The following is a 25,016-nucleotide window of genomic DNA, read 5'->3' on the forward strand; positions in this document are numbered from 1 at the left end:
GCTCCTTTGGGGGCGCCGGGCTGTTTTCGGTTTTGGCCCTACTTCTTGATGTAGGCCCGTTCGTAATTCACGTTGGTCTGATACCCCAGCATTACGGTATTCTTAAGGTCTATGGCAGTACCGGGGAAGGTTCCCCCTGTGGGCACGCCGTTGCAGACGTATTCGTCCACCGGGGTGTTCACCGTGGGGATGGTCATGGCTTCCCAAGCGCCGGTGTAGGCATCAAGTACCGCGCCGTCCGTAAGGGCGTTGAAGTTGTTTCTCCAAACCACCCGCACGGAGTTTTGGGTCTGGGGGAATGAGGCGTGGTAGTAGGAGATATAAGGCACTATGACATCGGTACTAGGTACGCCATTTACCGTCCTTTTTTCTTCCCTGGTGTTGATCATCAGCTTGGTGCCTGCGGAGAGGTAGGAATCTACGGTAACCACCACAGGGGTGGCGGTGTAGGAACTCATGTACGCATACCGCAAATCCCCGGTGCTGTTGGCATAGTAGGCCAGGTGGATGCCGTTGTTCTTGTCTACCGTCATATCCACATACCAGCCTGCAAAATCATTATCAATTACCCTGGCGTTACTCTGCCAGACAGAGGTGGGGGTGTTGCCCTGAGTGGGTGCAAGGCCTGTCGAATAGGAGAACACTAGCTGCCCTGCACTGGCATCGTACCAGGCGATAACCGCCCGGCCGTCACTTAAGGCGCCCACTGCAGTATACAGGCCGCCCTTGTAGTTGGTGGAACTATCCGCAACCACCTGGAAGCCGGCGGCTGATCCGCCTGCCTCGTTAATATCGGTAAGGTTGCTCGCTAAATCACCGGTTATAGTATTCGCTGCTGTGCTTTCTCCATACCGGAAGATCACGGGATTATTGGTTTTGTTACTATCATAGTAGCTCATGTAGATCTTCGCGGGGCTTGCCGAAGTTCCTGCGCCGATAATAGCAATACGGGGTATCTTAACCCGGTTAATATTGTATATCCCCGTGTCGGTGTTTAAACTCAATTCCAGCCGGCGCTTATTTGTTCCGGTATTATAATTTCCCGTATCGGTGCCAACCATAGAACCCGGCGCCCTGCTGAAGAAAGTAAAGGAGGTGGCGCCGGTTATGGTGTCCTGAATACGGTCCGTATTGGTGCCACCACCGTAATAATTCTGGCTGCTATCAATGGCAACGGTGGTGTTGTGGTATTTATTGTAGGAACTTTCAAAAAGCGCTGAGGTTCCGTTCTTGTTAAAGCGCATTTGTTTAACGCCCTGTCCATAGGACATATACCAGTTACTACTCGCATCCATGCGCATAAAGGGGCTGGTAATGTCCGCGCTGCTTATCATGTCCGCGGTGTTCCACACATAGAGGTTGCGGTCATCGGTGAGTATGTTGTTGTTCACATTGTTCGGCTCCTGGGTATAGGCCGCAGTGGAGCTGTTGCTGTTATTCACCGATGTAACACCGCCGACGGTAACCACCAGTGGGCCGGAAACATGGGTGGCGGCGATGGGTAGGGTTATGGTGTTTACATTGGTCACCGTTATAGGCGCCGTAGTCCCCTTTATCGTGGCAGTGGCGCCGGTAAAGTTAAAGCCCCGCACGGTGACGGTTTCCCCTTCCCGGACCGAATACCAGCCCAGGGCGGAACGGTCAAAGGTCGAGGGAGTGGATACATACGCCGAGGATAGGCGGGTGGTGAGGCCGGAAATATAGGGCGCGGTCTTTAAGGTGATGGTATTGTAATTGCTGTTGCTATCCGTCGGGTTCACCACTGAGGCGCTTTCATTCCCGTCCACCGGGCCGGGGGGAGTATAGTCATCATACGTGGGAATACGGGCGTCCACGGCTATGACCTGAACCGGGGCATTCCCGGCCATGGGGGTTCCACCGATTCCTGCCTGGGTATCCCAGAGATAGGCCCATTCGACCCTATGGCCGTCCAGGGTAAGCTCATCGTAGACCCAGGCGTTTGCGGTATTAACAGGGGTCAGTTGTCCGCTCACCGTATTGATGATGGTAACAATAGTAGCATTGGTGAATTTCAGCCTTATTTCGGAAATACGCTGGTTGTCCTCGGCGTAGCCCCGGAGTATGACCTTGCCGCTCACTATATCTGTGGTGACGCTCGGCTGGAAAACATAGGTCCCAGCCTCGTCCTTTTCCAAGAAGATATTGGCGTTAGTATCACTGGTTCCCCGGGGTTCGATATGCCCGGACTTGGAGGCGGTTCCGCCTGAGCCTATCACATGGATGCCGCCCCTGTTCATGTTATTTCCCAAGGCAACGGGTCCTATGTTGGTCAGAGTAGTGTTGGTGTTGGTGTCCGGGTTCCTGGCAATGGGATTGAGGTCGTAAAGCCGCGCCGTGGGCAGTTCCACATCTCTGTTTTCCACCCGCAGTCCCACCACGATCATGTCGAAGAGCTGCTGGGATTCCCCTTCTCCGGGAACCGTGGTGTCCCAAACCTTGATGATGAAGAAGGCCCCGTCAAGCCCGGTTTCCGGTATATTGTTAAATTCTAGGCCGATATAGTTAGTGGAAGCGGAATTGGCGCTAAAGTTCCCGGTCTTTTGCGGCGCCGTGGTATTTATGGTATAGTTCCACACCGAACCGGTTCCGGTGGCGGAAGGCCCGTTGGCGACCGCCACAAAGGTAAGCCCCACAGTAGCGCTTTCCGCCCCGAGGCCCACCCAGTTGGTGGTACCCACATTATTTATGGTGTAGATCTGTCCGGTTTGGATGGTTGACGCATCGGCGCTGGCCCTGGTGGCATGGGAGATCCGGTAATTAACCGCACCGTTTCCGCGGTCCTTGGTAACCGCAAAGGAAAGCCGCCGGTTCCGGGCTGTAAAGCCTGAGGTCAGATAATTGGCGGTATAATCCTTGGTCCCGCCGGCGAAGGTTCCCAATCCGCGAATGTCGGTGCCCAGGGTCACCTTGGTGATCTTGGGGGCGTTGTTCTTAACAAAGAGTTCCTTCTCATAGTACCGGGCGTTCCCCGCGTTATCAAAGATAACGTAATGCAGGGTTACGGGGCCATCGGCGAGCTGGTGGGAATTGAATATGGCGTACCATTCCTTATTGGTACCATTGTCGTACCAGGCTTCAACATAGCCGTCGCCATCGGCATCATGGAAAGAACCGGTTACCTCGTTGTTATTATCAATGGTGATCCCCGACAAATTGTTCGCCGGGAAGCTGGATATGGTTGTAACACTACCGCCTTGGGTCATGTCTTTTACCAACTGGTTCTTGCTGGTAAAGGTATCGGTGTTCTTAAGGGGCAAGTAGGTCCTGGCGCCGCTGATTATACGGCTGAAATAAACCGTTACGTGGCTGAGGCCCTGGATGTTTCCCGAACCGGCCCCGTAGTCCCTGGCGAGCCCCCGGATGTAGTAGTCATCGGTCATGGTATTCGGGGCGGTATAGTCCCCTTCGGGATAGAAGTTATCCACCTGGAGATTCAGGATCTGCTGGGTCTGGTAATGGTACGCGGAGTTGTCAACACCCTTGATGCTCAGGGAATAGTACCCTGTGGTATCCAGATGGGATAGAAGGCTGTTTACCGAAACCTGGAATTTGTAGACAAAGTTTCCGGCGCCGTCCGCCGCATAGGCTGTTCCCGAACCGGTTCCTGTGGTGCTGGTGGCTATAAAGGTCTCGCCTACCGTATTGGTAGAGGCGCCGGGGAACACAGACCCGGAAGGGGCGGTCACGATCAGGTATTTTTTCCCAACATTAAAGGTACCGCCCGGAAGGCTTACCTGGGTCGGGGTTGTTACAAGGGATGAGCCAATCAGGTTGGCTCCGTTGTCTTCATAGGAACCGGTATTGCCCCGCCACTGGATGGCGGAAAGGCCGCTTTCGTCCCGGACATCAGCCCGGACCGAGAAAGTCCTGGAGACCTGCATACCGTCGGTATAGTCTTCCCAGCTACTATCCTGGTTCCGTTTAACTTGCACAAACTCAATTACCGGTATCTCGCTGTCAAAGAAGATGGTTATCTGCTTATAGGGTGTAATATCATACTTATCACCGCTTGTCCCGTAATTCTTTGAATCCTGGGACCGGGCCTGGACGACTATCTTCCTTTGCTGTCCCGGAAGGGGGTTATAATCCCCTGTACTGTTGATAAGGGCATACCAGGTTACCTGGGACCCGCTGCTGCTCTTTACTGCGGGTATCCATGGATCAAAGGTGTCTCCTGCCGCGTCGGGGGTAGGATCAATACGTATCTCGACCCCGTAAATCCAGTCGTCATCCGTGGCGATACCGGATATACGGACCTCCCCACCTACCAGATCCCCGTTTTCGGGACTGAGGATGCGCACATCGGGATTATCCCCATCGGGATCGATCAGGAGGTAGTGGATGGTATTGCCGTATGCGGGATAGATGGTTTCACCGGTATTGCCCGCACGGTCTATGGCCTGGACATTAAAGGGGAAGAGCCAGTAGTTAAAATTAGGATCATTCTGATCCACCAGGGGTCTGGGTATACCGTAACCATCCACATCTTCGGGATCAACCCGGTAGGAATAGGTTGTGTTGGCGTAGGTAACAACATTGTCGATGGTAAAGTTCCAGCTGTACAGTCCTCCCTCCCAATTAGTTACGTGGGAGGCAGCATCCAAAGCGGTATCCGTCCAGGTGCTGGCATTTTTTCCAAGTTTAAACATAATTTTAGAAAGGGTGTTGTTGTCGTTGGCGGTTCCCCGGATCGTTATTTTCCCGTTTACCTTGGCCAGACGCTGGGGGTCTTCCATCCTGACTGTGGGTGCTGTTTTATCCAGGATAAAGTCCTTGTACACGGTCTTAACCCGGCCTGCCAGGTCCGTGGCCTCCACATTCAGGGTATAGGAACCTTCGGTAAAGAGACTTAGGTTCACACTCGCGGTCCAGTTCTTTTGGCCCGGGGTGCCGGAGTCGGTCAGGGAGGCAGTTACCGGAACTGAAGCGGTTCCCGTTGCCGAGACCAGCCAAAGCTTGACCGCACTGATGCCGTCGTAGTCCAGGACGGTCCCGCCAAAGCTCACGGTTTCCGCCTTATAGTAGGACTGGATGGTGTTCAGGGTGAGGACAGGGTCCGCCCGGTCAACACGGAAATACACCGGCACCGAGGAACTTGGGTTAAGCACCTTATCCTTGGCGGTGACGGTAATCCGGTAATAGCCGTCCCCATTGGCCAAAAGGCCCAGGGCGACCATGTCACTGGTCCAGTTCACCGTGGTCTGCACCGACGGGGTTACGGTAGTCGTGTTGAAAGTGCTCCATGTACCGCCGGGGAGGCCATTGTTGCTTTTTTCAATTAACCGGGTAATTGTTGATACCTCGTAGGTATCACTGGTTACTCCCAGGACACGGGGGCTGGCATCCATAATAATGGTGGCCCCTCCGGTTTCAACGTTGCTTAATACCGTCACCGGGGGGGTAGTATCCTTGATAAAGGTCCACTCCGCCGTGGTGGTCCGGCCTGCATCATTTTCCGCCACCACCGTGAGGGTATGGGGTCCCTCTGTAAGGGTACTTAGTTCAAACACATTCTTTGTTACGTTGTAGGTAAATGTTACTTTTTTAGGAGGACCAGCGGTAATTGTGTTAAATGTTGTGCCGGGAGCTTGTGCGTCAAGCTTTATATTGACATTTTTGATGCTGTTATCCGTGGCGTAACCGGTGAGGGTAAGCACCGGATCAGAGGGATTGGTAATGCCAACCATGCCGAACACATTTCCCGAAACTTCATTAAGGATCAGGACCGGCGGGTGACCGGCTATCTTAAAGCCTACCCAGGTACTTGTCCCTTCGTTTTCCAAAGCATCCCAGACCCTGACTTTTACCCGGTGGGCGCCGTCCCCCAGGGTATCCAGGGGGATGCTCCACTGCACAATCTTCCCGGCGCCGGTAACCCCCGGACTGGGGGGGTTGGGGGGAGAGGGGGGTGGGCTAATTACCGCATTTGTCCAGGTGGAGGCATCGTCCATCATGTACTGGAACAGGGGGCTAGCGGAAAGCTTTATATCCGAGTATTCGTCCACAAAGGAACCCCGCAGCACGGGAGTTTCGTCAGAGATGATACTGGTTACTGCGTTCAGGGCAGTGGTGACCGGGCCACTGGACATTAGTCCTTCAGGAATTACTTCACCGGCTATATTGGCAAAGGAAATCGCCGGGCCGGTGGTGTCTTTGTAGAATACCCACTGCACTTCGTGGTTCAGGCCGACCGCGTCAATAGCCTCCAGGGTGATGGTATGGGGGCCCTGAGCAAGGGATGAAAAGTCGGCGGGGGTCAACAATTCAGGGAGGGTATAGGACCAGACTACATTGGTCCCGGAAGCGACAGCCTTAGTAACCCAGTTCCCGCTGCCAAGACGGGCCCTGAAGGTTTTCAAATGCAGCTCAGTTACCTTCCCTGTTACGGTGAAGTTGTCCTTATATTTCATTTGCCCGGTGGAACTATCTACGGTTAACACCGGACTGACCGTATCCACCACAAAGTTTTGTATAACCGGGATTGCGGCTATATCGAGCTCCTCTGCGGGACGGACCTTTTTGAGGTGATCGTCTTTAACACTTATCCTAAGCTGCTTATCACCGTCATTACCGGAGCCGTAGGGGATGGTGCAGGAGAAATTGACGGACTGGCCGGAACCGGACACGGAACCGGCCTGGGTAACCCAGGTAGAGCCGGCATCGGAGGAAAACTCGAATAAAAGGCTGCTGTTCAGCACCCCGTCGTCATCGCTTACGGTGCCCCGGAGTATATAACCACCGGACACAATCGGAGGAGTGGGGAAGTCGTTCAGGGTTATCTTCGGTTTATCTGTGGACTGATCCACATAGAAATTCAGATACGCCTTATTGGTCAGCCCAGTCGTATCCTCTGCCCGGATATAGAGATAGCAATCCCTCAGATCAGTTAATGCTGCCGTGTTATAATAGATGTCAATGGGGAACCCTGTAAAAGGATCGGATATTACAACATCTGTGGAATTGGCAAATACAAAGGTCGTGGGATCACTGGAATCAGGATTGAATGCTGAGTTAATGCTCGACGTATGGGGTATCAGGTACCACTTAACTTCTTTTATGCCGTTATTATCCCCGCCGGTGGCGCTAAAGCGGATGTACCCGTTTACATTGTCTTCCCTGGCATTGGCGCTTACCATTATGGGCTGCCTGGTGATGCTGACTTCCGGCGGCGTGGTATCTACCACCACGGTGTATGATTTTTTACTGGCAAAAATAGTTTCATCATCAACATAATCACTGCCCGGCTGATTTTCCTTGCCCGCCACATCTTTGATGATTATTTCGTAGCGATAAGTCCCATCGTTTGTATGGCCGCTGGCGTCTACCGCCTGGTTTACCGTAACGGTCTTCCGCTGATCAGTACCGGTTGCTATGGAAATACCTGAGGTCAAGGCAGTCCCGTTTAATTTCACCACAATGGTGTCCAGCTTGTTGGAGTCATAGGCATCAAACTTAAAGCTATAACCCGTCCGGGCGTAATTACCGTCTCCAATGACAGTAATAGAGTTGGGAACAAAGCTTCGTATGTCCGGAGGAGCAAGATCCACGTTGAATTTGATACCTGAATGGCTGCTTTGGTTACCCACTTCGTCGTAGCCGATCATGTGGAGGTAGCGCACCCCTTCGCTAATTGAACCGGCCGTAAGGGTGTGGTTCCAGGTGGTATTACCGCTGACCGTAGCCCAGGGGGTGGCGGGGGGTATTTCGGTGGGGGGGGTGGTGGAGCTGTTGACCGCAAAATAAATGGCGCCCACGGCACTCAGTGAACCCGGATCACTGGCAGTTCCGTTGATAATCAAGTTACCACCGGTTATGGAACTGGACCCGTCCGGCGCGGGGTACTGCACGGTTATTACCGGGCCGGTTTTGTCGTACACAATCGTAAATTCTTTTGATATGCTCCGGTCCGATCTGCCGGTTTTATCTTTTATGGTGAGGACATAGCTGTATTTTCCCTCGTCAACCGTAGCGCCGGGGTTAGTTACGGCGTTCCAGGGCAGGTTCGGGATATTCAGGGTCCAGGACGTGTCGTTGCCGCTGGTCTGCGGATAGTGGGGCGACTGGGTAAGGTTTAAGGTCCTGGCGGCCTCTAAATTTTTCCGTTCAGTCAGGGTTATGGTGTCCAGGCCGTTGCTGTCCGTAACTATCCCTTCCAGGGAGAACCGGGTTTTTTTATGGGGCGCCGGATCGGACAGCTCGGGATCCAGTGACCACCATGACAAATCGGTGTTTTTCAGTTTCAGGGCCGACAAATCCGGCTTGCTCTGGTCCACCCCGAATATATAGGGGGTGATATAGTCTACCAGGGGAGTCGGGCTTGCCGGGGGGATGGAAGTTACATTGTTAGTCTGATTTAACACATCGTCAAAGGCCACCACATAGATCCTGTATTTTCCTTCTGTAAGACCAGCTGATGTAGAATTAGGCCATGTAGTACCGGCGCCGCCCAGGGTGACCGAGTCCCTCCAAGTAGTTCCGCTAAGGGTCGCTGCATTCCAACCTGAGCTGGAAGCATTGAAGGTTGTAAGGGGGGTGGCTTCGGTGATAGACGGGGCAGGATCACCTTCCGCCTGTATCCTGTAAAATACGTGACTCACTCCCACATTATCCGTAACCGTACCCATGATCTGGGGGGATTCGCCTGAGACCCAGGAATTGGGCAAAGGATGCTCCACCGGCTGGCTTACGGGCCTTATCCCCAAGGAGGGATTTCCCAGTACCGGAGGAAGTGCATCCACCTTAAGGTAACGCTCGATTATGGTGGTCCTTCCCGCTTTATCCGTGGCGGTAATCTTATAGTAGTACTCCCCGCCGGGATTAGCTGCTGTAAAGGGCGAACCACCCGTGCCGTCCCAGTTATGATTAGCAGGCTCCCAAGGTAAGTTGGGGGCTCTCCAGTTAGTAGACCCCGGGCTTGCAGTAAATCCAGTGGTTTTGTTGTAAATGGTATAGATGGTTCCGCCGTTCTTTTGCTGGGTTATCTTCAGGCTGACCAGTTCATAGGTATCCCCTACCTCGCTTTGATTGCTGTTGTTCAGGCCACCCAGGGTAAATCCTTTTTTAGTCGGAGTTGGGTTGCTAAGGCTGCCCGGACCGCCAAAGGCCGTTTCGGAAAGAGTCGGGGGATCGAGATCCATCCCAAAGAGATAGGAAGAGGGAGCACCTAGGCTCTGGTTTTCTGCGGCGTCAAAGACCACCCAATAGATTTTATACTCACCTTCTTTAATGACAGAACCGCCATCCAGGAAGACCGATCCGGCAGCATCGGGAATAATGGTCTCTTGCCACTTGCCGGGAATGCCGTCGATTCCAATCGTCTTTGAGGTAAATTCGGCATCTCCTGTTAAAGCCGCCACATCCGCCGAATCAAGGCCTGTTAGATTGGGAGCGAGGTCACTTGCCTTCTGTATCTTATAATACAGCTTGCCGGGATTTGGGTTGTTAGAATCAAGGGAGTTATTGTCGGAGACAATTCCCCCAATTGTAAAGGTGGAGCCCCCTATATAGGGGGTTGGGGTTCCCGGGGGTATGATCCCGCTCAGGGTTATGGTCCCCGGGTTCGGCGACGTATTATCCACCCGGATATTCCGTGTTTGGACGTCTGTCCTTCCCGCTATATCCGTGAGGGTGATCACATATTGGTAATTTCCTTCCACCGTGTCCAGGGCTGGACTGGTCCAGCCGAGGGGCGTTGCCGGGGGGTTCGTGGAGAAGCTGCTCGTGTTCCAAAAGGGACTCGGAGAGCCGCTTCCAAACTTTTTGGTTATTACCAGGCTTGCTAAGAGGTTGGTTTCAGTCACGGTGCCGCTCAGGGTAAGGGGGGGTTGACTTACCTTAAGGGTATCGCTGCCAATTATTTCGGTAAGTACCGGAGGACTGGCGTCCAGCCCCAATCGTTGGGGGCTGCTTATGTTATTGGCCGCGTTTCCTGCGGCGTCAAAGACCACCGCATAGATATAATACGTACCTTCGACAAATACAGAAGCTGCAGATTTGAAGGGCGAGGGATAAGCGGTAAGATCCTCGGGTAGTTCCCAGTGACCGTTGCCCCCGGCATCTGGTGTAACCGTCAGCGGGGCAAAGTACAAGTCCGTTAATTGCGTCACGTTGGAAGGATCTGATATAGCCAGAGAAGGATCCGAGCTTATCAGAACATACGCCGAACCAAAACCGTGATCATCATGGGCATTTCCTGTGATTTTAAGGTCAGTGTTTTCAGGCCCTATCCAGGGAAATGGGGTTGATGAGGATAAACGCCAGTTCGGGAATATGGTCCCCAGAGTCGGAGGGTGAGTATCCACCAGGACCGACCTACCACCCTCCACTATGGAGCTTCTTCCCGCTATATCGGTGACTGTAATCCTATAGGTGTAGTTCCCGTCTTCCTCACCTGCATATCCAAAGGGGAAAATGTCGCCGCTGTCCCAGTCTTGGTCCACAGGCACCGAGGAGAAGGAAGTTCTTTCATAAGCCGTCACAAAGGCTCCGCTGCCCTTCTGCTGTTCTATCAGCAGCCTTGCCAGGCCGTAGGTATCCCTCACCTTCCCTTTCAGGGAAAATCCGATGTTTTGTATCGATTGCTGAGTAGTATTGATCTTGGTTTCCGTAACCACCGGCGGATGGGTATCAACCCCGAAACGGAAGGGGGCATAGGGATATGCCCCGGTATTATATGGCGTAGGGGGGGCTATGTTGTTGTTCTGGTTTCCTGCGGCGTCAAAGACCACCAGGTAGATCAGGTATTCCCCTTCCACAGCGCTTCCGACGGCGCCTGTTCCTATGGGAACATCCTTAGGATCTATGGTGATGGACCATTCACCTGCGCTGAGGGGTCCTGAAACCGGCCTTGAGGTAAAGCCAGCGGCTATCACATTCGCTTCGGTGGACGCAGCCGTAATACCGACACCCGTTGAAGACTCGGGAGGAGGATCTCCTGCCGGCTGTATCTTATAATACACCGAACTAAAGCGGTAATTATCGCTTATGGTTCCGCTGATGGTAAATGAGTCAGTACCCACCCAGGGCATGGGGTGTCCGTTAGGACTTACCTTCCCGGTGCTAATGCTTATCCCCTCTATTTTAGGTCTTTCATTGTCCACATAGACGTACTTCTCCACCGTATTGGTTCTTCCCGCCTTATCGGTGGCAATAATCTTATAGCCGAAGAGCCCATCGGTGTAACCTAAAGCAGGCAGATTATGAGTACCGATTGTCGTCCAGGTGCCATCTTCTAAGGGATTCGGATTGGGGAGGGGGATGGCCAATGGGGGAGAAAGCTCGGTATAGGTTCCACCGCCCCACTTCTGTTCTATCACCAGCTTATCCAGGAAATAGGTATCCCCCACAACGCCGCCTAAGGTAACTGGGCTTTTCCGTACCAACGGGTTTGTGGAGCTTTCGCCGCCGGGGGTCGTTTCGGTAAGCTTGGGATCCTTGGTATCAACACCGAAAAGGAAGGGGACATAGGCGGCTCCCGAATACTGCGTACCGCCAGGGTCATTGGCCGGGCTTATGTTGTTGTTCTGGTTTCCGGCGGCGTCAAAGACCACCAGGTAGATCTTGTATTCCCCTTGAGTATTGGAGATCGGAGACGCGCTTGGATTTATGGTGGCGTGCCATTCGGCATTGATGGGGCCTCCGGTAATATCCTGCCTGACAAAGCCGGTTAATGCTATTAACTGCGCCTCGGTGGTCGTAGACGTAACACCGGGAGCAGCACTACCGGGACCGGTGGCCGGCTGTATCTTATAGTACAACGAAGCGGCAGAACCAAACATGTAGTTATCGGACAGGCTGCCGGTGATGGTAAAGGAAGAACTGCCTACCCAGGGCATGGGGTGTCCGTCAGGACTTACCTTCCCGGTAAATGTTATTGCCCCCAATTGAGGAGCAAAGGGGTCCACATGGACTACCCGTTCTAGCACGGTAGTCCTTCCCGCTACATCCGTGGCGGTAATCGTATATGTGTAGTCGCCCTCATGGGGACTTTGTGAAGGCAAAGTCAAGGGAAAGGCCGGCCAAGTGTTGCTAGGCGGGATAGGATCCGGATTGGTGGCGAAACTGGTCTCAGTTAAAACTGTTATCTCAGTCGCGCCCTTCCTCTCTTTTACCACCAGGCTTACCAGGGAGTTGGTATCCCCCACATCACCGGTCATGGTAAAATCGGTGGTGATGATCCCGGATGAGGAAGGACTAAGCACTACGTCAAGAGCCGGCGCTCTCTTATCCATCCCGAAAAGGAAGGGCTCATAGGGCGCTACTCCCGTATTATATGGCGCAGGCGGGCTTATGTTGTTGTTCTGGTTTCCTGCGGCGTCAAAGACTACCACATAGAGCTTGTATTCTCCTTCCACAGAATTGATACCCGCAGGATCGGTTGGATCTATGGTGACGGTCCATTCACCGTCGTCAGCGGCGCCATCAACCGCCCGGGCAGTAAATTTATTTGTACCGGTTAATAGTTTTATCTCTGCTTCGGTGGTTGCAGCCGTAATAGGCGGAGGGGTATACGTTGCCAACTGTATATTATAATACACCGTACCAAACCGATAGTCATCGCTTACCTCGCCCTTGATGTTAAATTTGTCGTTGCTTACATAGTGGACTGGGGCTGTTCTGTCTATAACCCCGGTCATGGATATGTCCCCCAATTTCGGGGCGGATGTGTCCACCCGGACTTCCCGCCTCTCTGTGGTCTGGTGGCCTACAATGTCGGTGGCGGTAATCACATAGTCATACAGGCCATCCTGGGCGCTATCCAGGGGAGAATAGGGGGAACCCGTTGCGGGGTTAAAGGGCAAATTGGGAAGGGACCAAAGCTGGGAGTTGGTATTTGTTGGGTCGATGGAAGGCAATTCCCATATAGGAAGAACCGATTCCGGGGCGCCACGCTTCTGCTGGTATATCACCAGGCTTTTAAGCCCGTTGAGATCCTTCACCGTTCCGTCCAGTGAAAAACTCGCTCTTTTTACCTTAAGGGCGGAATCTCCCAAGCTGTCCTCGGTAAGTACCGGGGGCTCGGTATCCAGGAAGAAGTAGACCCGCTCAGTGGCGATGGTGGTAGTAACGGCCTCGATGTCCAGATCTCCGGTGAAACCCTGGGCTGCGGATTTAAGGGCGTTTTTCTTATCATGATCGTCCTGGGCTTTCATTTCAAAGGAATAAATCCCGTCGGGAAGATCCGCCTTGGGCGGCAAAGTAACGGTAAAGCTTACCGCGTTACGGTCGGTGGTATTCTGGGCAATGGGCAGGGGAAAGGGAGTTGCAATGCCGGGCTTATAATAGGAGAACGTTGCGGGGTTAGTGGCGATATCAATGCCGTCGTCGTCCCGGAAAACACCCCGGATGGCCCTTTCGGTGTCCAGTTTGTTGGGATTGGCTGCGGCCCTAAGGGCGGCTTCGCTGTGGATGGTCACCAGGTCAAAGACGGGAATATCAATTACCGGTAAGTCCGTTTTCTGCTCAACCTTTAACAGCGCCGTGGTGTGGTTGTAGTTTCCCGCCCTGTCCTTGGCTACAAGTACCAGGTACTGGTCTTTATTATTGTAGTAAGCCGGTAAAGGCAGATCGGCGGGCGCCAATTTCCTGGTGTCAATAATGACCGAAGAAGCGGATTCGGTATTTTTGTACACCGGCACCTCAGGCTTGTCAAAATAGTTGTCCCCCGCAGCCTCGTACAAGGCCGCAGAGACTGTCTGGCTGGGCGCTGCCGGGGAGCTATTCTGGATTAAATATTTGATTTCCCGGTAGGTCTTATCCTCGATTTTAAAGGTTGCGATATTATTAGCATCGTAGGTACTGATATCCAGGGATATCAGGCCGTTTGCCGTATATTCGGTATAGTTAGTAACGCTGTTGCTATAGCTCTTATACACGGGGATTACCCGGGCGACATCCAGCTCCGGCGGAGTCGTGTCTATGTACACCGTGATGGACTGGGAGGATACGCTGCTCTGGGCGCTGGTGACGGTGACGGTAAATTCATAGGTACCATCGGTGAAAGGATAGGGTTCCAGGTCATCCAGGTCATTCTCCTGCAGATACTTATCTTGGTCGGTATCGTTTTGACTGTAGGGCTTTCCGGGCTCTATTGGCTGGGACTTCAGGATCCGTTCAATCCGTTCCGGATCAAGCACCGTCACAGGATCAGAAACCTCCGCCCGGGCCAGGATAGTTTCATTGTCATCACCGGCTCTCTTAACCGAAAGGATCGTCTGGCCTATCCCTGCGGAATGGCTGAGTTTGGCTATCAGGGTAAAGGTATCATTTTGATAGGGATTCTCCAGGGCTTGTCCAAGCTGATTAATAAAAGTCAATTCAACCTTGGGAACTTCATTGGCCTTTATGATTTCCAATTCATAGTAAGGCGCCCCCACCGGAATTTCAGTAATGTAGTCGGGTTTTTCCAGCGGGTAATCGGCGATATGAATTGGTTTGCCATCCTCAAGAACGCCATCCCATACCTGTAAGCGGTAACGGTATTTTCCCGGGGCCAGGCCCTGCGGCTTTTCCGCGGCTTTGTAAGGATGTTCAGTTATCCCATAGTACCGGAAATTGACGAACTTCTTCCCCTCACCCGGGTATGGGGAATCCATATCCGACCAGACACCAGCAGCAGGCTCAGGGCCATTGGCAGGCCAAAACTGGATTTTAGGCCACCCCGTGGCGACAGCCATATCGTCATTGGCCACGCCCCCTAAATAACCGCCGGAAATCATTTCCGCCAGTTCCTTACTCTCTTCTTTCAACGGGGTCTGCACTTCCACTGTGGGGGGGCCGTTCTTAACCCTGAAGGGTAATTCCTCGGAGACCACTGCCTTGCCTGTTCCGTCCCAGGCCAGAAGCCTAACCGTTACATCGGCATTTAAATTTTCAAAACCTAATTCATTCAAGGTATCCAGGGTGACGAGATAGTTACCCCCGCTGGCGGACATATAGCTCGTCGCATCTTTGGTAATCGAGACATCGCCGGAGCCGTCAGGTTTCTGCCCGGTAACGATGATACTTACCCGGCTGACGGACATATCATCGGTGGCGTTTATTTCAAAAGCTACATTCGTTCCCCAGATAAAAGGGTTTTTGCTCGGAGACGGGGACACTAGATTTACTTTAGGAGGCTCTATATCAACCTTATTGCCTAAGCCCGCCTGTATCGGATTTTCGCAAGAAATCAGAATCACGATGGCCAGACTTACTAATGAAAGTTTCTTGTACATATATACCTCTTTTCTGCCGTTATTATCGAAAAATACCCATTATATCGAAAAATACTCAAGTTTATCATAGCATTAAACAAACTAAAAATCAATATTTTACGAATTTTCGTATTATTTTACTAAAAAACCCATGTTATAGCAAAATTTTTGATAAATAATCGCATTAAGAAAGCGCCGGGAAGTAGAAATTCCCGGGAGCTGACTGACACTTTTTAAGCATTTTATGGTATACTCTATAATATGGACCTTGACAGCCTTGGCATTATCCTTACTTTGGGCGTGCTGCTTTGCTTTTCTGCCTTTTTTTCCGCCTCAGAGACCGCCTTTTCCTCCCTGAACCGCATTAAGCTGAAAAATTTAGCCAACCAGGGCAATAAACGGGCTGCCCTGGCGCTGAAATTGGCGGAAAATTACGACAAATTACTCTCCTCAGTCCTGATAGGGAACAATATCGTCAATATTGCCTCCTCCGCCCTTGGGACAGTCCTCTTTGTGGGGCTCCTGGGGCGGGCTGGTGTACCTATTTCCACACTGGTCCTGACTATTCTGGTGCTTCTCTTTGGGGAAATCTCCCCGAAGACCATGGCAAAGGAGGCGCCTGAAAGTTTTGCCATGTTTTGCGCCCCCTTGTTGCAGTTTTTTGTCTTCCTGTTTCGCCCCCTAAACCGTTTCTTCTCCCTCTGGAAGGCGCTGATCATCAAGCTGTTCCATATAAAGACGGACCGGACGGTCACCGAAGCGGAACTCCTGACCTTTGTGGAAGAGGTTCGTCAGGAGGGAGGCATTAACGCCCAGGAAGAGGATATGATACGCCGGACCATCGAATTTGACGATCTGACGGCTGCGGAAATTGTCACCCCCCGGGTGGACCTGGCAGCGGTAGATATCCAGGATACCCCGGAGCGTATTGAGGCGAAATTCTACGAAACCGGCTTTTCCCGGCTGCCGGTTTACCGGGGCAGCATTGACAGTATAACCGGGGTTATACTCCAGAAAGACTTTCACTATGGTGTATTAAAGCAGGGCAAATCCCTGGAAAGCATCATGAAACCCGCAGTTTTTGTGGTCAAATCCATCAAAATCTCCCGTCTCCTCAAGACCCTCCAGGAAAAAAAGTCCCAAATGGCCATTTTAGTGGACGAATTCGGAGGCACCGTGGGGATTGTGACCATTGAGGACATCCTGGAGGAGCTGGTGGGCGAAATTTGGGACGAACACGACCAGGTTGTGGAGGCAATCACCGCCCTGGGCGGGGGCGCCTACCGGGTTTTGGGCAATACCGCCCTACAGGACGTGCTGGATCTCTACGCCATCGGGGAGGATCAGGGGACTAACGCCACCACCGTGGGGAGCTGGGTCATTGAAACCCTGGGGGGGGTCCCCAAGGAGGGGGAGTCCTTCAGCTTCAGGAACCTGAGTGTCCAGGTTACTAAGGCGCTGCGGCACCGGGTGCTGGAGGTGGTGGTGCGGGGTAGCGATATAGATCTTATTTTATATTCAAAATGAAACATCTGGAAGTTGTTGCGGGCATTATAGAATTTGGCGGAAAAATCCTTTGCCTGCAAAAGAATGTGGGTAAATATGATTATATTTCTTACAAGTTTGAGTTTCCGGGGGGGAAGGTTGAGCCAGGGGAGTCTCATTGTCAGGCATTGATGAGGGAGCTTAATGAAGAACTAGCCATGGATATTAAGATCCGGGAGCAGGATTTCTACATGACGGTAGATCATAGTTATCCGGACTTTGAAATTACCCTGCACAGCTTTTTATGCAGGGTAAATGATTGTACTTTTACACTGAAAGAGCATAAAAGTTTTATATGGCTTAAAAAAATGGATTTACTACGTGTTGAATGGGCTGCGGCAGATTTGCCCATAGTCAAGAAATTAATGGATGATATAGTCTAATCCGCATATACCTAATTAAATCATTACAACGTAAAGAGTTAAACTAAGGTGCCGGGCGGAATCGCCTTCCATTCGCAAACATCCTGTTTGCTCATTCCAGCCGGGGTTTAGTCCTGTCGGCGCCATCCATGGGCGTGTCAGGAAGTATGTGTAAATGGCCAAAGATGGTAGAATACCAAGGGAGCAAAGATGGCCAAGACACGAAAGACGAAAGAGAAGGATCTGATCGACCAGATGCTGGACCAGGTGAACCTGAAGGGATTGTCCCGGGACGAGGTTCTGGGACAGGACGGCTTATTAAAACAGCTTACGGGAAAGTTGTTAAGCAAGATCCAGGAAAAATTCAAACAGCTCGGGCGCCGGGCAATCAATGTCGGGGTAGATGTACAAAACTATCGCCCGGTGAGTATAGAGGAAGTAATCAAAAAGGCTGACGCCGCAGGGTAATAGAGAAATGGATATGGAACATGGGAACATAAACCGCTCTGTTTGCCATCTTAATATCATCGGCTTTCGGGCGGCAGTGGCGGCTCAAAAGGATACCAGCCTGCGGGGGCGGCCTTTTGTCGTTGCCGGGGCTACGGGGGGCAGAGCTTTAGTTCTTGATCTCTCGCCGGAAGCAATGAAAGAGGGGATTAGCCCTGGCATGGCAAAAGTCGAAAATCTGTCAGAAATTTTTATTTTTCCACCTAACCCGCTCATCCCATACTGGTTTATTGAGCATATATGATTAATATAGTCATATAATATGGTATCTCAGATATGTAAATATTCCCTTTATATAAATAACATGATAATATCCTTTCTATGGGTATTTTTATTGTCCTGTTCCTAGTTATATCCGGTTTTGCCGGCGCGGATGAACAGCCTGCAGGTGAAATGGCAAGCAGGCTTTTTCTGTCTAACCACGTCCAAACCGTGTATAACAGCAGTAACGGCTTCCCCTCGGATGAGGCCAATACGGTACTGCAAACATCGGATGGGTATCTGTGGTTCGGGGGTTACAGCGGGCTGACCCGTTTTGACGGCAACAGCTTTAAAACCTTTAACGCCGTAAGTAATGACGATTTCCCCAGTTCCAATGTGCGCGCCCTTTTGGAGGGAGCGGATCACACCCTCTGGATTGGCACCAGCGAAAGCGGAGTTGTGTCCTATCGCGGGGGTAAGTTTAAGATATTTAACCAAGCCCAGGAGCTCCCTTCAAATATGATCCGGGCCATCGTCAAGGACAGCTCCGGGACCATGTATTTTGGTTCATCCAACGGCCTCTTTTCAATCGACCGGGAAGAACGGCTGACCCTGATTCCCCTGGATACGGATCGTGTTCCCTATATTATTTCCCTGGCCATGGATTCAAAAAACAACATCCTTGGGATACTGAACAGCGGGGAACTGTTCATCCGTACTGTTACGGGAAAAACCATGATCCTTAATCCGGATTTGATTTTTTACTCCGTCGATGTCCTTTCAAACGATCAGATTGTTATCGGGTGTCAGAACAATAGGGTGCTTTTTGCTACCCTGGACGGAGAGAAAATCTCCTATTCCGAATATACGGTTCCCCTGAATAACTGTAAAAATGCCTTTGAGGACAAACAGCAAAGGATATGGATTACCGCTGATAATGGCATCGGCTTTTTTGGAACAGATAAACTGTTTTATCCCGTCGAAACCCTGGGGCTCCAGGGCTTCTTTACGGAAATCATTCAGGATTACGAGAACAATTATTGGATCACCTCATCCGAGGGGGGCGCTATTATCCTTGCAGAAAGTCCATTCAGCAATATAAACCAGTTCCTGGGGATATCAGAATTTGCCGTTCAGTCCATACTGCTTGATGGGGATTACTATTACTTTGCCTCTAATTCGGGGCTTCTTATCACGGATAAACAGGGAAATATCCGGAATACCCCACTGACCCGGCAGCTCAATAATATCCGTGTCCGTTCCATCTACCGGGACAGCAGCGGCATTATCTGGATAGGCGCCTACTCAAAGTACGGAATCATCAGGTACGATCCAAAAACGGAGCTCTTCACCGGGTATCTGGATGACACTTCCGAAACCACCGCCCGGGTCCGGGTAGTGACGGAACTTGCCAACGATACCATCGCCGTAGGAACCGTGGATGGCATAGTATTTCTGCGGCAGGGGAAGGTCATTTCACCGGAGGAAACATTCGGCAGTGCTGCACCCCTGGTTATGCCGAAAATTATGATACTTTCCCTGTGGTACGATACCCGGGGGAAAGAACCGGTCCTGTACATCGGTACCGACGGCAGCGGGCTTTTTGCGGTAAGCCGGAACGGGGTTAAACACTATGATACCACCCAGGGGCTTTCGGGGGATGTTATCCTGCGTATAGCCCGGGATCCCCTGAAGAACGGCGTCTGGGTGGGTACGAGCATGGGACTCTGCTATATTGACCTCACTGCGGCGCCGGAACCGGGGGTTAGAAAAATCGAAAAATTCCCCGCCTACGGTATCCTCGATATCCTTCCCTATGAAGGGAAGCTCTGGATCCTCACCACAAACCTGATCATCCAGGCGGACCCGGCGATGCTGCTAAACGATAATCTCCCCCTCACCATCCGGGAACTTGGCAAAGCAAACGGTCTGTCCGGGGAGATTAACGCCAATGCGTGGAACTATATTGATGACAAAAGGCAGATTCTCTACTTCTGCTGCAACAACGGTATAAACAGCCTGTCCCTGATAAACGATGTCACCCAGAAAATTCCCAATGCCGCGGTGAACAGCATAGAAATTAACGGAGAGGTTTACTACGAACTGCCGGATCCCTTTATGATACCAAGAAATACCCAGCGTATCACCTTTAACATATCCATCCTCTCCTTCGGTCTCCACGAAGATGCGTTTCTCACCTATTGGCTTAAGGGGCAGGATACAAAGGAACAGCTGCTCACGGACAGAAAAGCGGCCAATATTTCCTATACCAACCTTTCCGGTGGGAAATATACCTTTTCGGTCCGCTCCGTAGGATCTCCGCCGGGAAGGCTGCCCGGCAATTCCATTACCCTCAATGTGGAAAAAGAATTGGCCATACTGGAATACCTGGCGGTACGGATTTTCCTGGTCCTCATCGCCGCAGCTATTCTGGTGGCCGTCGGCATGGCTATTTTTCAGGTAAAAAATGCGGCGGAACGTATTCAAATGGTTAACGAGCTTGAGAACGCCATGCGTCAGGCTGAACAGGCAAATAAATCCAAAAGCGAATTCCTGGCCAACATGAGCCACGAGATACGCACCCCCATGAATGCCATCATTGGTATAAGCGAGCTAGTCCTGCGGGAAGAAACAGCAGGCCGGGTCAAGGACTACATTAATGATATTAAACAGGCCGGATACAATCTCCTGTCTATTATCAACGACATACTGGACTTTTCAAAAATTGAGGCCGGTAAAATTCAGATCCTATCCGCCCCCTACCGGCTCAGTTCTCTGCTCAACGATGTGATAACCATCATACGGATCAGGGTTTCTGAAAAGCCGATCATCTTCATGGTGAATGTAGACCCCCTGCTTCCGGATAACCTAACCGGGGACGAAGCCCGGATGCGGCAGATACTGTTAAACCTGCTGTCCAATGCGGCAAAGTATACGAAGGAAGGGCATATACAGTTTACCGTAAGCGGTGAAAGGAACGGGGAGCTCCTCAATTTAAAATTTGAAATCGCCGACAGTGGTATCGGTATCAAAAAAGAAGATCTGGATTCCCTCTTCGGCGATTTTGTGCGTCTCGATGCGGAACGGAACAGGGGCATTGAAGGTACCGGCCTTGGTCTTGCCATAACCCGGAACCTCTGCCTGGTCATGGGGGGTGACATCATCGTAAGCAGCGAGTACGGCAAAGGTTCGGTGTTCACCGCCCAGGTTTCACAGCAATACACGGAAGGAGAAGCCCTGGCGGCGGTTGAAAGCCCCGATGAGAAGGGGGTGCTGTTTTACCACCCGCAGAATATCTACACCGAATCGATATGCAAATCCCTTAAGGACCTAGGGGCGCCGGTTACCATCGCCGGCAGCAGGGATGATTTTTTCGCCCGGCTTAAAAACGGCGCCTACCCCTTCGCTTTTATACAGGCCCGGGAAGCGGAAAAGGCCGTTCAGATCATCCTTGATTGCGGGGGTAAAACCCAGGTTATCCAACTATCGGATCTGGGGGGGTCCTTCTCTTTTCAAAACATCCCCATTATCGTGATGCCCGGCTATGTGGTTCCCATCGCCAATGTGCTTAACGGCAAGGCCTTTAACCACGAGCGGCGAGAAACCGGCGTCAGGTACATCGCGCCTGAAGCAAGGATACTGATCGTAGACGATATCACCACCAACCTTACGGTGGCGGAGGGACTCCTGGTCCCCTACAAGGCCCAAATAGACTGCTGCCTTAACGGTCTTACGGCAGTAAGCAAGGTGAAGGAGACCCCCTATGACCTTGTTTTATTGGATCACATGATGCCCGGTATGGACGGCATAGAAACCGCCAAGGCTATCCGCGCCTTGGATCTTGCCTATACAAAAGAGATGCCCATCATTGCCCTCACCGCCAATGCCCTTTCTGGAATGCGGGAAATGTTCCTGGCAAACGGCTTCAACGATTATATTTCAAAGCCCATAGAAATCAGCCAGCTCAACGATGTTGTTGAACGGTGGATCCCCAAATCGAAGATGATACGCTCAGATACACCGGAAAAACCGGATAGTGCGGAACAGGGTCCCACGTTCCATTATGCACAGCTTTTGAACGCCGGCGTGGATGTTAAAAAGGGTATAACCCTTACAGGGGGCAGCGAAGAAGGCTACGTGAAGGTGGTTAGCGCTTTTTACAAGGACGCCTGTGAACGGCTGCCATTGCTGGAAACGGTCCCTGCCCCGGAAGCCTTAGATGCGTTTACCACCCAGGTACACGCACTTAAAAGCGCATCCGCCACCATCGGCGCCGCTGCAGTATCAAAAGCCGCGGCGGAACTTGAAGCTGCGGGAAAAGCGAAGAACCTGGGTTCCATTGAAGAACACATCCCGGCTTTCCACAAAAATCTTACAGCCCTAACAGAAAGTATCGCGGCGGATCTACATCTGGTCCAAAGCAATGATACAGCGCGGGAAACTCCCGCCTTTGGTTCCGCCTCACTTTCCCTGTTTATAGAGCTGAAGGCAGCCCTTGAAAAAGAGGATATCGAAAACATAGACCGGCTCCTCGCGCTGCTGGAAAAAGAACCCCTGACTGCTAAAACACTGGAACTAATAGCGAATCTTTCCGATGTGGTACTGATGTCCGAATTTAAACAGGGGATAAAAATAATTAACGCCCTGACAGGAGACGGCAATGGCGCCTAAAGAAGACAAGATTATCACTAAATTTAAGTACCGGTTCTCCCTGTTCTTTGCTATATTTGTAGCGGCAATATTTACGGTTATCATCATCACATCCTTTCAGCAAATATTGAATGTTACCACCACCCTCTCCGCACGGCAGGGAATACCGATTAACGAAAAGGTAAGCGCATTAATTGACGTTGACGCCTTTGTCAATTTAAGCAAAACCCTTGATCCAAATGATCCCTATTATGAAACAACCAGGCAAAAGATGCTGGCCATAAAAGAAGATGTCAACTGTCTTTATCTGTACACCATGGCGCCGGTCAACGATACGATATTCCGGTTTATCATTGACGGCAGCGGCCAGCCCGGGGACAGCTCCTTTTCACCGCTTGGGAGTCTGGAGGATGTGCGCAACTATGACAAGGCTTTTTTTAAAGCCATGAAGACGAAAAATTCCCAGTTCGGCGGCACAATTGATTCTCAGGACAAATGGGGACGGGTGGTTTCCACCTATACGCCCATCCTTAACAGCGCCGGAGACGCGGTGGGCATTATCGGCTGCGACTTCGAAGCCGAAAGTATTTATTTAGACCTGCGGTCTCAGATACTGGGGCAGATTGCCCTGTCTTTGGTATTTATCATCATTGCTATCATAGTGTATATTTCCCTGTTAAACCAGGTTAACCGACAGAACAGCCGCTTGATTGAGCTTAAAAGGGAAGCGGAAAGCGCCTCGGATGCTAAAAGTAATTTCCTCGCCAATACCAGCCATGAACTCCGCACACCCATGAACGCTATCATGGGGACCACGGAAATGATCCTGAGAAAAGATATCAGCCCCGATGTATATCAGGACGCTCAGCGGATCAAGCAGGCCGGTTCAAGCCTGCTCTCCATCATCAATGATATCCTTGACTTTTCAAATATTGATTCGGGGAAGGCGGAGATACACCCCACAGAGTACCTTCTTGATTCCCTGATAAGCGATGTCATTAACATTATCGGGGTGAGAATTGAGGATAAGCAAATCGATTTTATTACCAATATTGACTGCAGCACAAATATTAAACTGTACGGTGACATCGTGCGGATCAGGCAGGTCCTGCTTAACATCCTGGGGAACGCAGTTAAACACACCGAAAAGGGGTATATAAAGCTGACAGTCTTTTCAAAAACAGAGGGCGATGACATCCAGCTGAACTTTGAGATTACCGATACCGGGCTGGGTATAAAAGATGAAGATATGGATAAACTGTTCGGCAACTTCACCCACCTGGATAACAAAAAATACCAGGGGACCGAAGGGACCGGCCTGGGGCTTGCAATCAGCCGTAACCTCTGCCGGCTTATGGGGGGAGATCTAACCGTACAGTCAAAATACGGCGAAGGCAGTATCTTTACCGTTGTAATTCCCCAGAAAGTCCGCGGAGAAACGCCGCCCGCCGGGACGGAGCATACACTCCAGGAACAGGCGGAAATCCGATTCATCGCTCCGGAGGCAAAGATACTCATTGTGGACGATATCATCACGAATATTAATGTGGCAAAGGGCCTCCTGTTACCCTATCAAATGGATATTCATACCTGCACAAGCGGTAAAGAGGCGGTTGAATTAGTAAAGAACAACCATTACGATATTGTGTTTATGGATCACATGATGCCCGGCATGGACGGCATTGAAACAACCGCAGCAATTCGTTCTTTAGAGGGCGCCGATGGTATGGATGGCGACGCATATTTTCAGAACCTTCCCATAGTAGCCCTGACCGCCAATGTGGTGGTTGGTATGAAGGAAATGTTTTTGGAAAAGGGGTTCACCGATTACCTTCCCAAGCCCATAGAAATATCCGCCCTTGATCGTATCGTAGCCCGCCTGATTCCCGCAGAGAAACACCGGGACGCAGGTCCGGAAGCGGTACGGACACGAACGGTAAAGACGACGGACCTGAAAATAAGCGGTGTGGATACCGCCAAGGGCATAGCCATGACCGGGGGTACCGAAACGGGGTACCGCAAAGTGCTTGCCTCGTTCCACAAGGATTGTGAGGACCGGCTTCCCCTGCTTACCCAGGTTCCCGGAGAACGGGAGCTGCCCCTCTTTACCGCCACCGTACACGCCTTAAAGAGCGCCGCCGCTACCATAGGCGCCGAAGCCGTATCAAAAGAAGCGGCCATACTTGAGACAGCGGGGAAAAACGGAGATATTCAGACCATTGAAGGGGCTCTCGCGGGTTTTTACTACGATCTTAAAAGTCTGGTGGAACGGATTGAAACAGAAAACCCGGCGGAGACCGGACAGACAGAGGAAGATCTATCCCCCTACCTTCACCTGTTCACGGAAATTAAAACGGCGCTGGAACAGGAAAATATTGATACCATCGACAGGATCCTTGAGGAACTGGAAAGTAAAACCTTTGACGCTAAAATAGCGGGGATCATAAATACTATTTCCGATCAGGTCCTGATGACCGAATATCAGGCGGCGATAAAAACCATAGATACTCTCATTAAAACAACGGGGAATTAAGGC

General features: G+C 51.4%; 6 protein-coding genes and 1 pseudogene. 6 read left to right on the plus strand and 1 reads right to left on the minus strand.

All coding sequences use genetic code 11. The features are described from left to right. Window positions 1-38 precede the first annotated feature (38 nt). Entirely contained in the window at window positions 39-15,236 is a 15,198-nt protein-coding gene (locus TREPR_RS09490) for an Ig-like domain-containing protein (RefSeq protein ID WP_015708092.1), read from the minus strand. A 240-nt stretch (window positions 15,237-15,476) separates the two neighbouring features. Here TREPR_RS09490 and TREPR_RS09495 point away from each other — a divergent pair, with 240 nt between their 5' ends. From TREPR_RS09495 to TREPR_RS09520, 6 genes and pseudogenes are all read left to right on the plus strand, one after another. Beyond that, a complete protein-coding gene (locus TREPR_RS09495) occupies window positions 15,477-16,742 on the plus strand; it encodes a hemolysin family protein (protein WP_015708093.1) in 1,266 nt (421 codons plus the stop codon). Next, the gene (locus TREPR_RS09500; RefSeq protein ID WP_015708094.1) at window positions 16,739-17,143 is read left to right on the plus strand and encodes a (deoxy)nucleoside triphosphate pyrophosphohydrolase; all 405 of its coding nucleotides are present in this window, start codon (window positions 16,739-16,741) and stop codon (window positions 17,141-17,143) included. Before TREPR_RS09495 ends, TREPR_RS09500 begins: the two co-directional genes overlap by 4 nt. 189 nt (window positions 17,144-17,332) lie before the next feature. Beyond that, a pseudogene (locus tag TREPR_RS19270) lies at window positions 17,333-17,476 on the plus strand (IS256 family transposase); the annotation flags it as partial. A gap of 121 nt (window positions 17,477-17,597) precedes the next feature. Beyond that, window positions 17,598-17,873: a Y-family DNA polymerase gene (locus TREPR_RS09510; RefSeq protein ID WP_015708096.1), complete on the plus strand. Its 276-nt coding sequence runs from the start codon at window positions 17,598-17,600 to the stop codon at window positions 17,871-17,873. 77 nt (window positions 17,874-17,950) lie between these two features. Then, on the plus strand, window positions 17,951-22,501 hold the full coding sequence (locus tag TREPR_RS09515; protein WP_015708097.1) for an ATP-binding protein: 4,551 nt from the start codon (window positions 17,951-17,953) through the stop codon (window positions 22,499-22,501). Continuing rightward, on the plus strand, window positions 22,491-25,013 hold the full coding sequence (locus TREPR_RS09520; RefSeq protein WP_015708098.1) for an ATP-binding protein: 2,523 nt from the start codon (window positions 22,491-22,493) through the stop codon (window positions 25,011-25,013). The genes TREPR_RS09515 and TREPR_RS09520 overlap by 11 nt, the downstream gene beginning before the upstream one ends. Window positions 25,014-25,016 lie beyond the last annotated feature (3 nt).

Origin of the sequence: Treponema primitia ZAS-2 (genome assembly GCF_000214375.1) — a bacterium.
Taxonomy (GTDB): domain Bacteria; phylum Spirochaetota; class Spirochaetia; order Treponematales; family Breznakiellaceae; genus Termitinema; species Termitinema primitia.

Coding starts and splice junctions, on each gene's coding strand:
- TREPR_RS09490 (WP_015708092.1), bottom strand. CDS start 15,236: ATGTACAAGAAACTTTCATTAGTAAGTCTGGCCATCGTGATTCTGATT.
- TREPR_RS09495 (WP_015708093.1), top strand. CDS start 15,477: ATGGACCTTGACAGCCTTGGCATTATCCTTACTTTGGGCGTGCTGCTT.
- TREPR_RS09500 (WP_015708094.1), top strand. CDS start 16,739: ATGAAACATCTGGAAGTTGTTGCGGGCATTATAGAATTTGGCGGAAAA.
- TREPR_RS09510 (WP_015708096.1), top strand. CDS start 17,598: ATGGATATGGAACATGGGAACATAAACCGCTCTGTTTGCCATCTTAAT.
- TREPR_RS09515 (WP_015708097.1), top strand. CDS start 17,951: ATGGGTATTTTTATTGTCCTGTTCCTAGTTATATCCGGTTTTGCCGGC.
- TREPR_RS09520 (WP_015708098.1), top strand. CDS start 22,491: ATGGCGCCTAAAGAAGACAAGATTATCACTAAATTTAAGTACCGGTTC.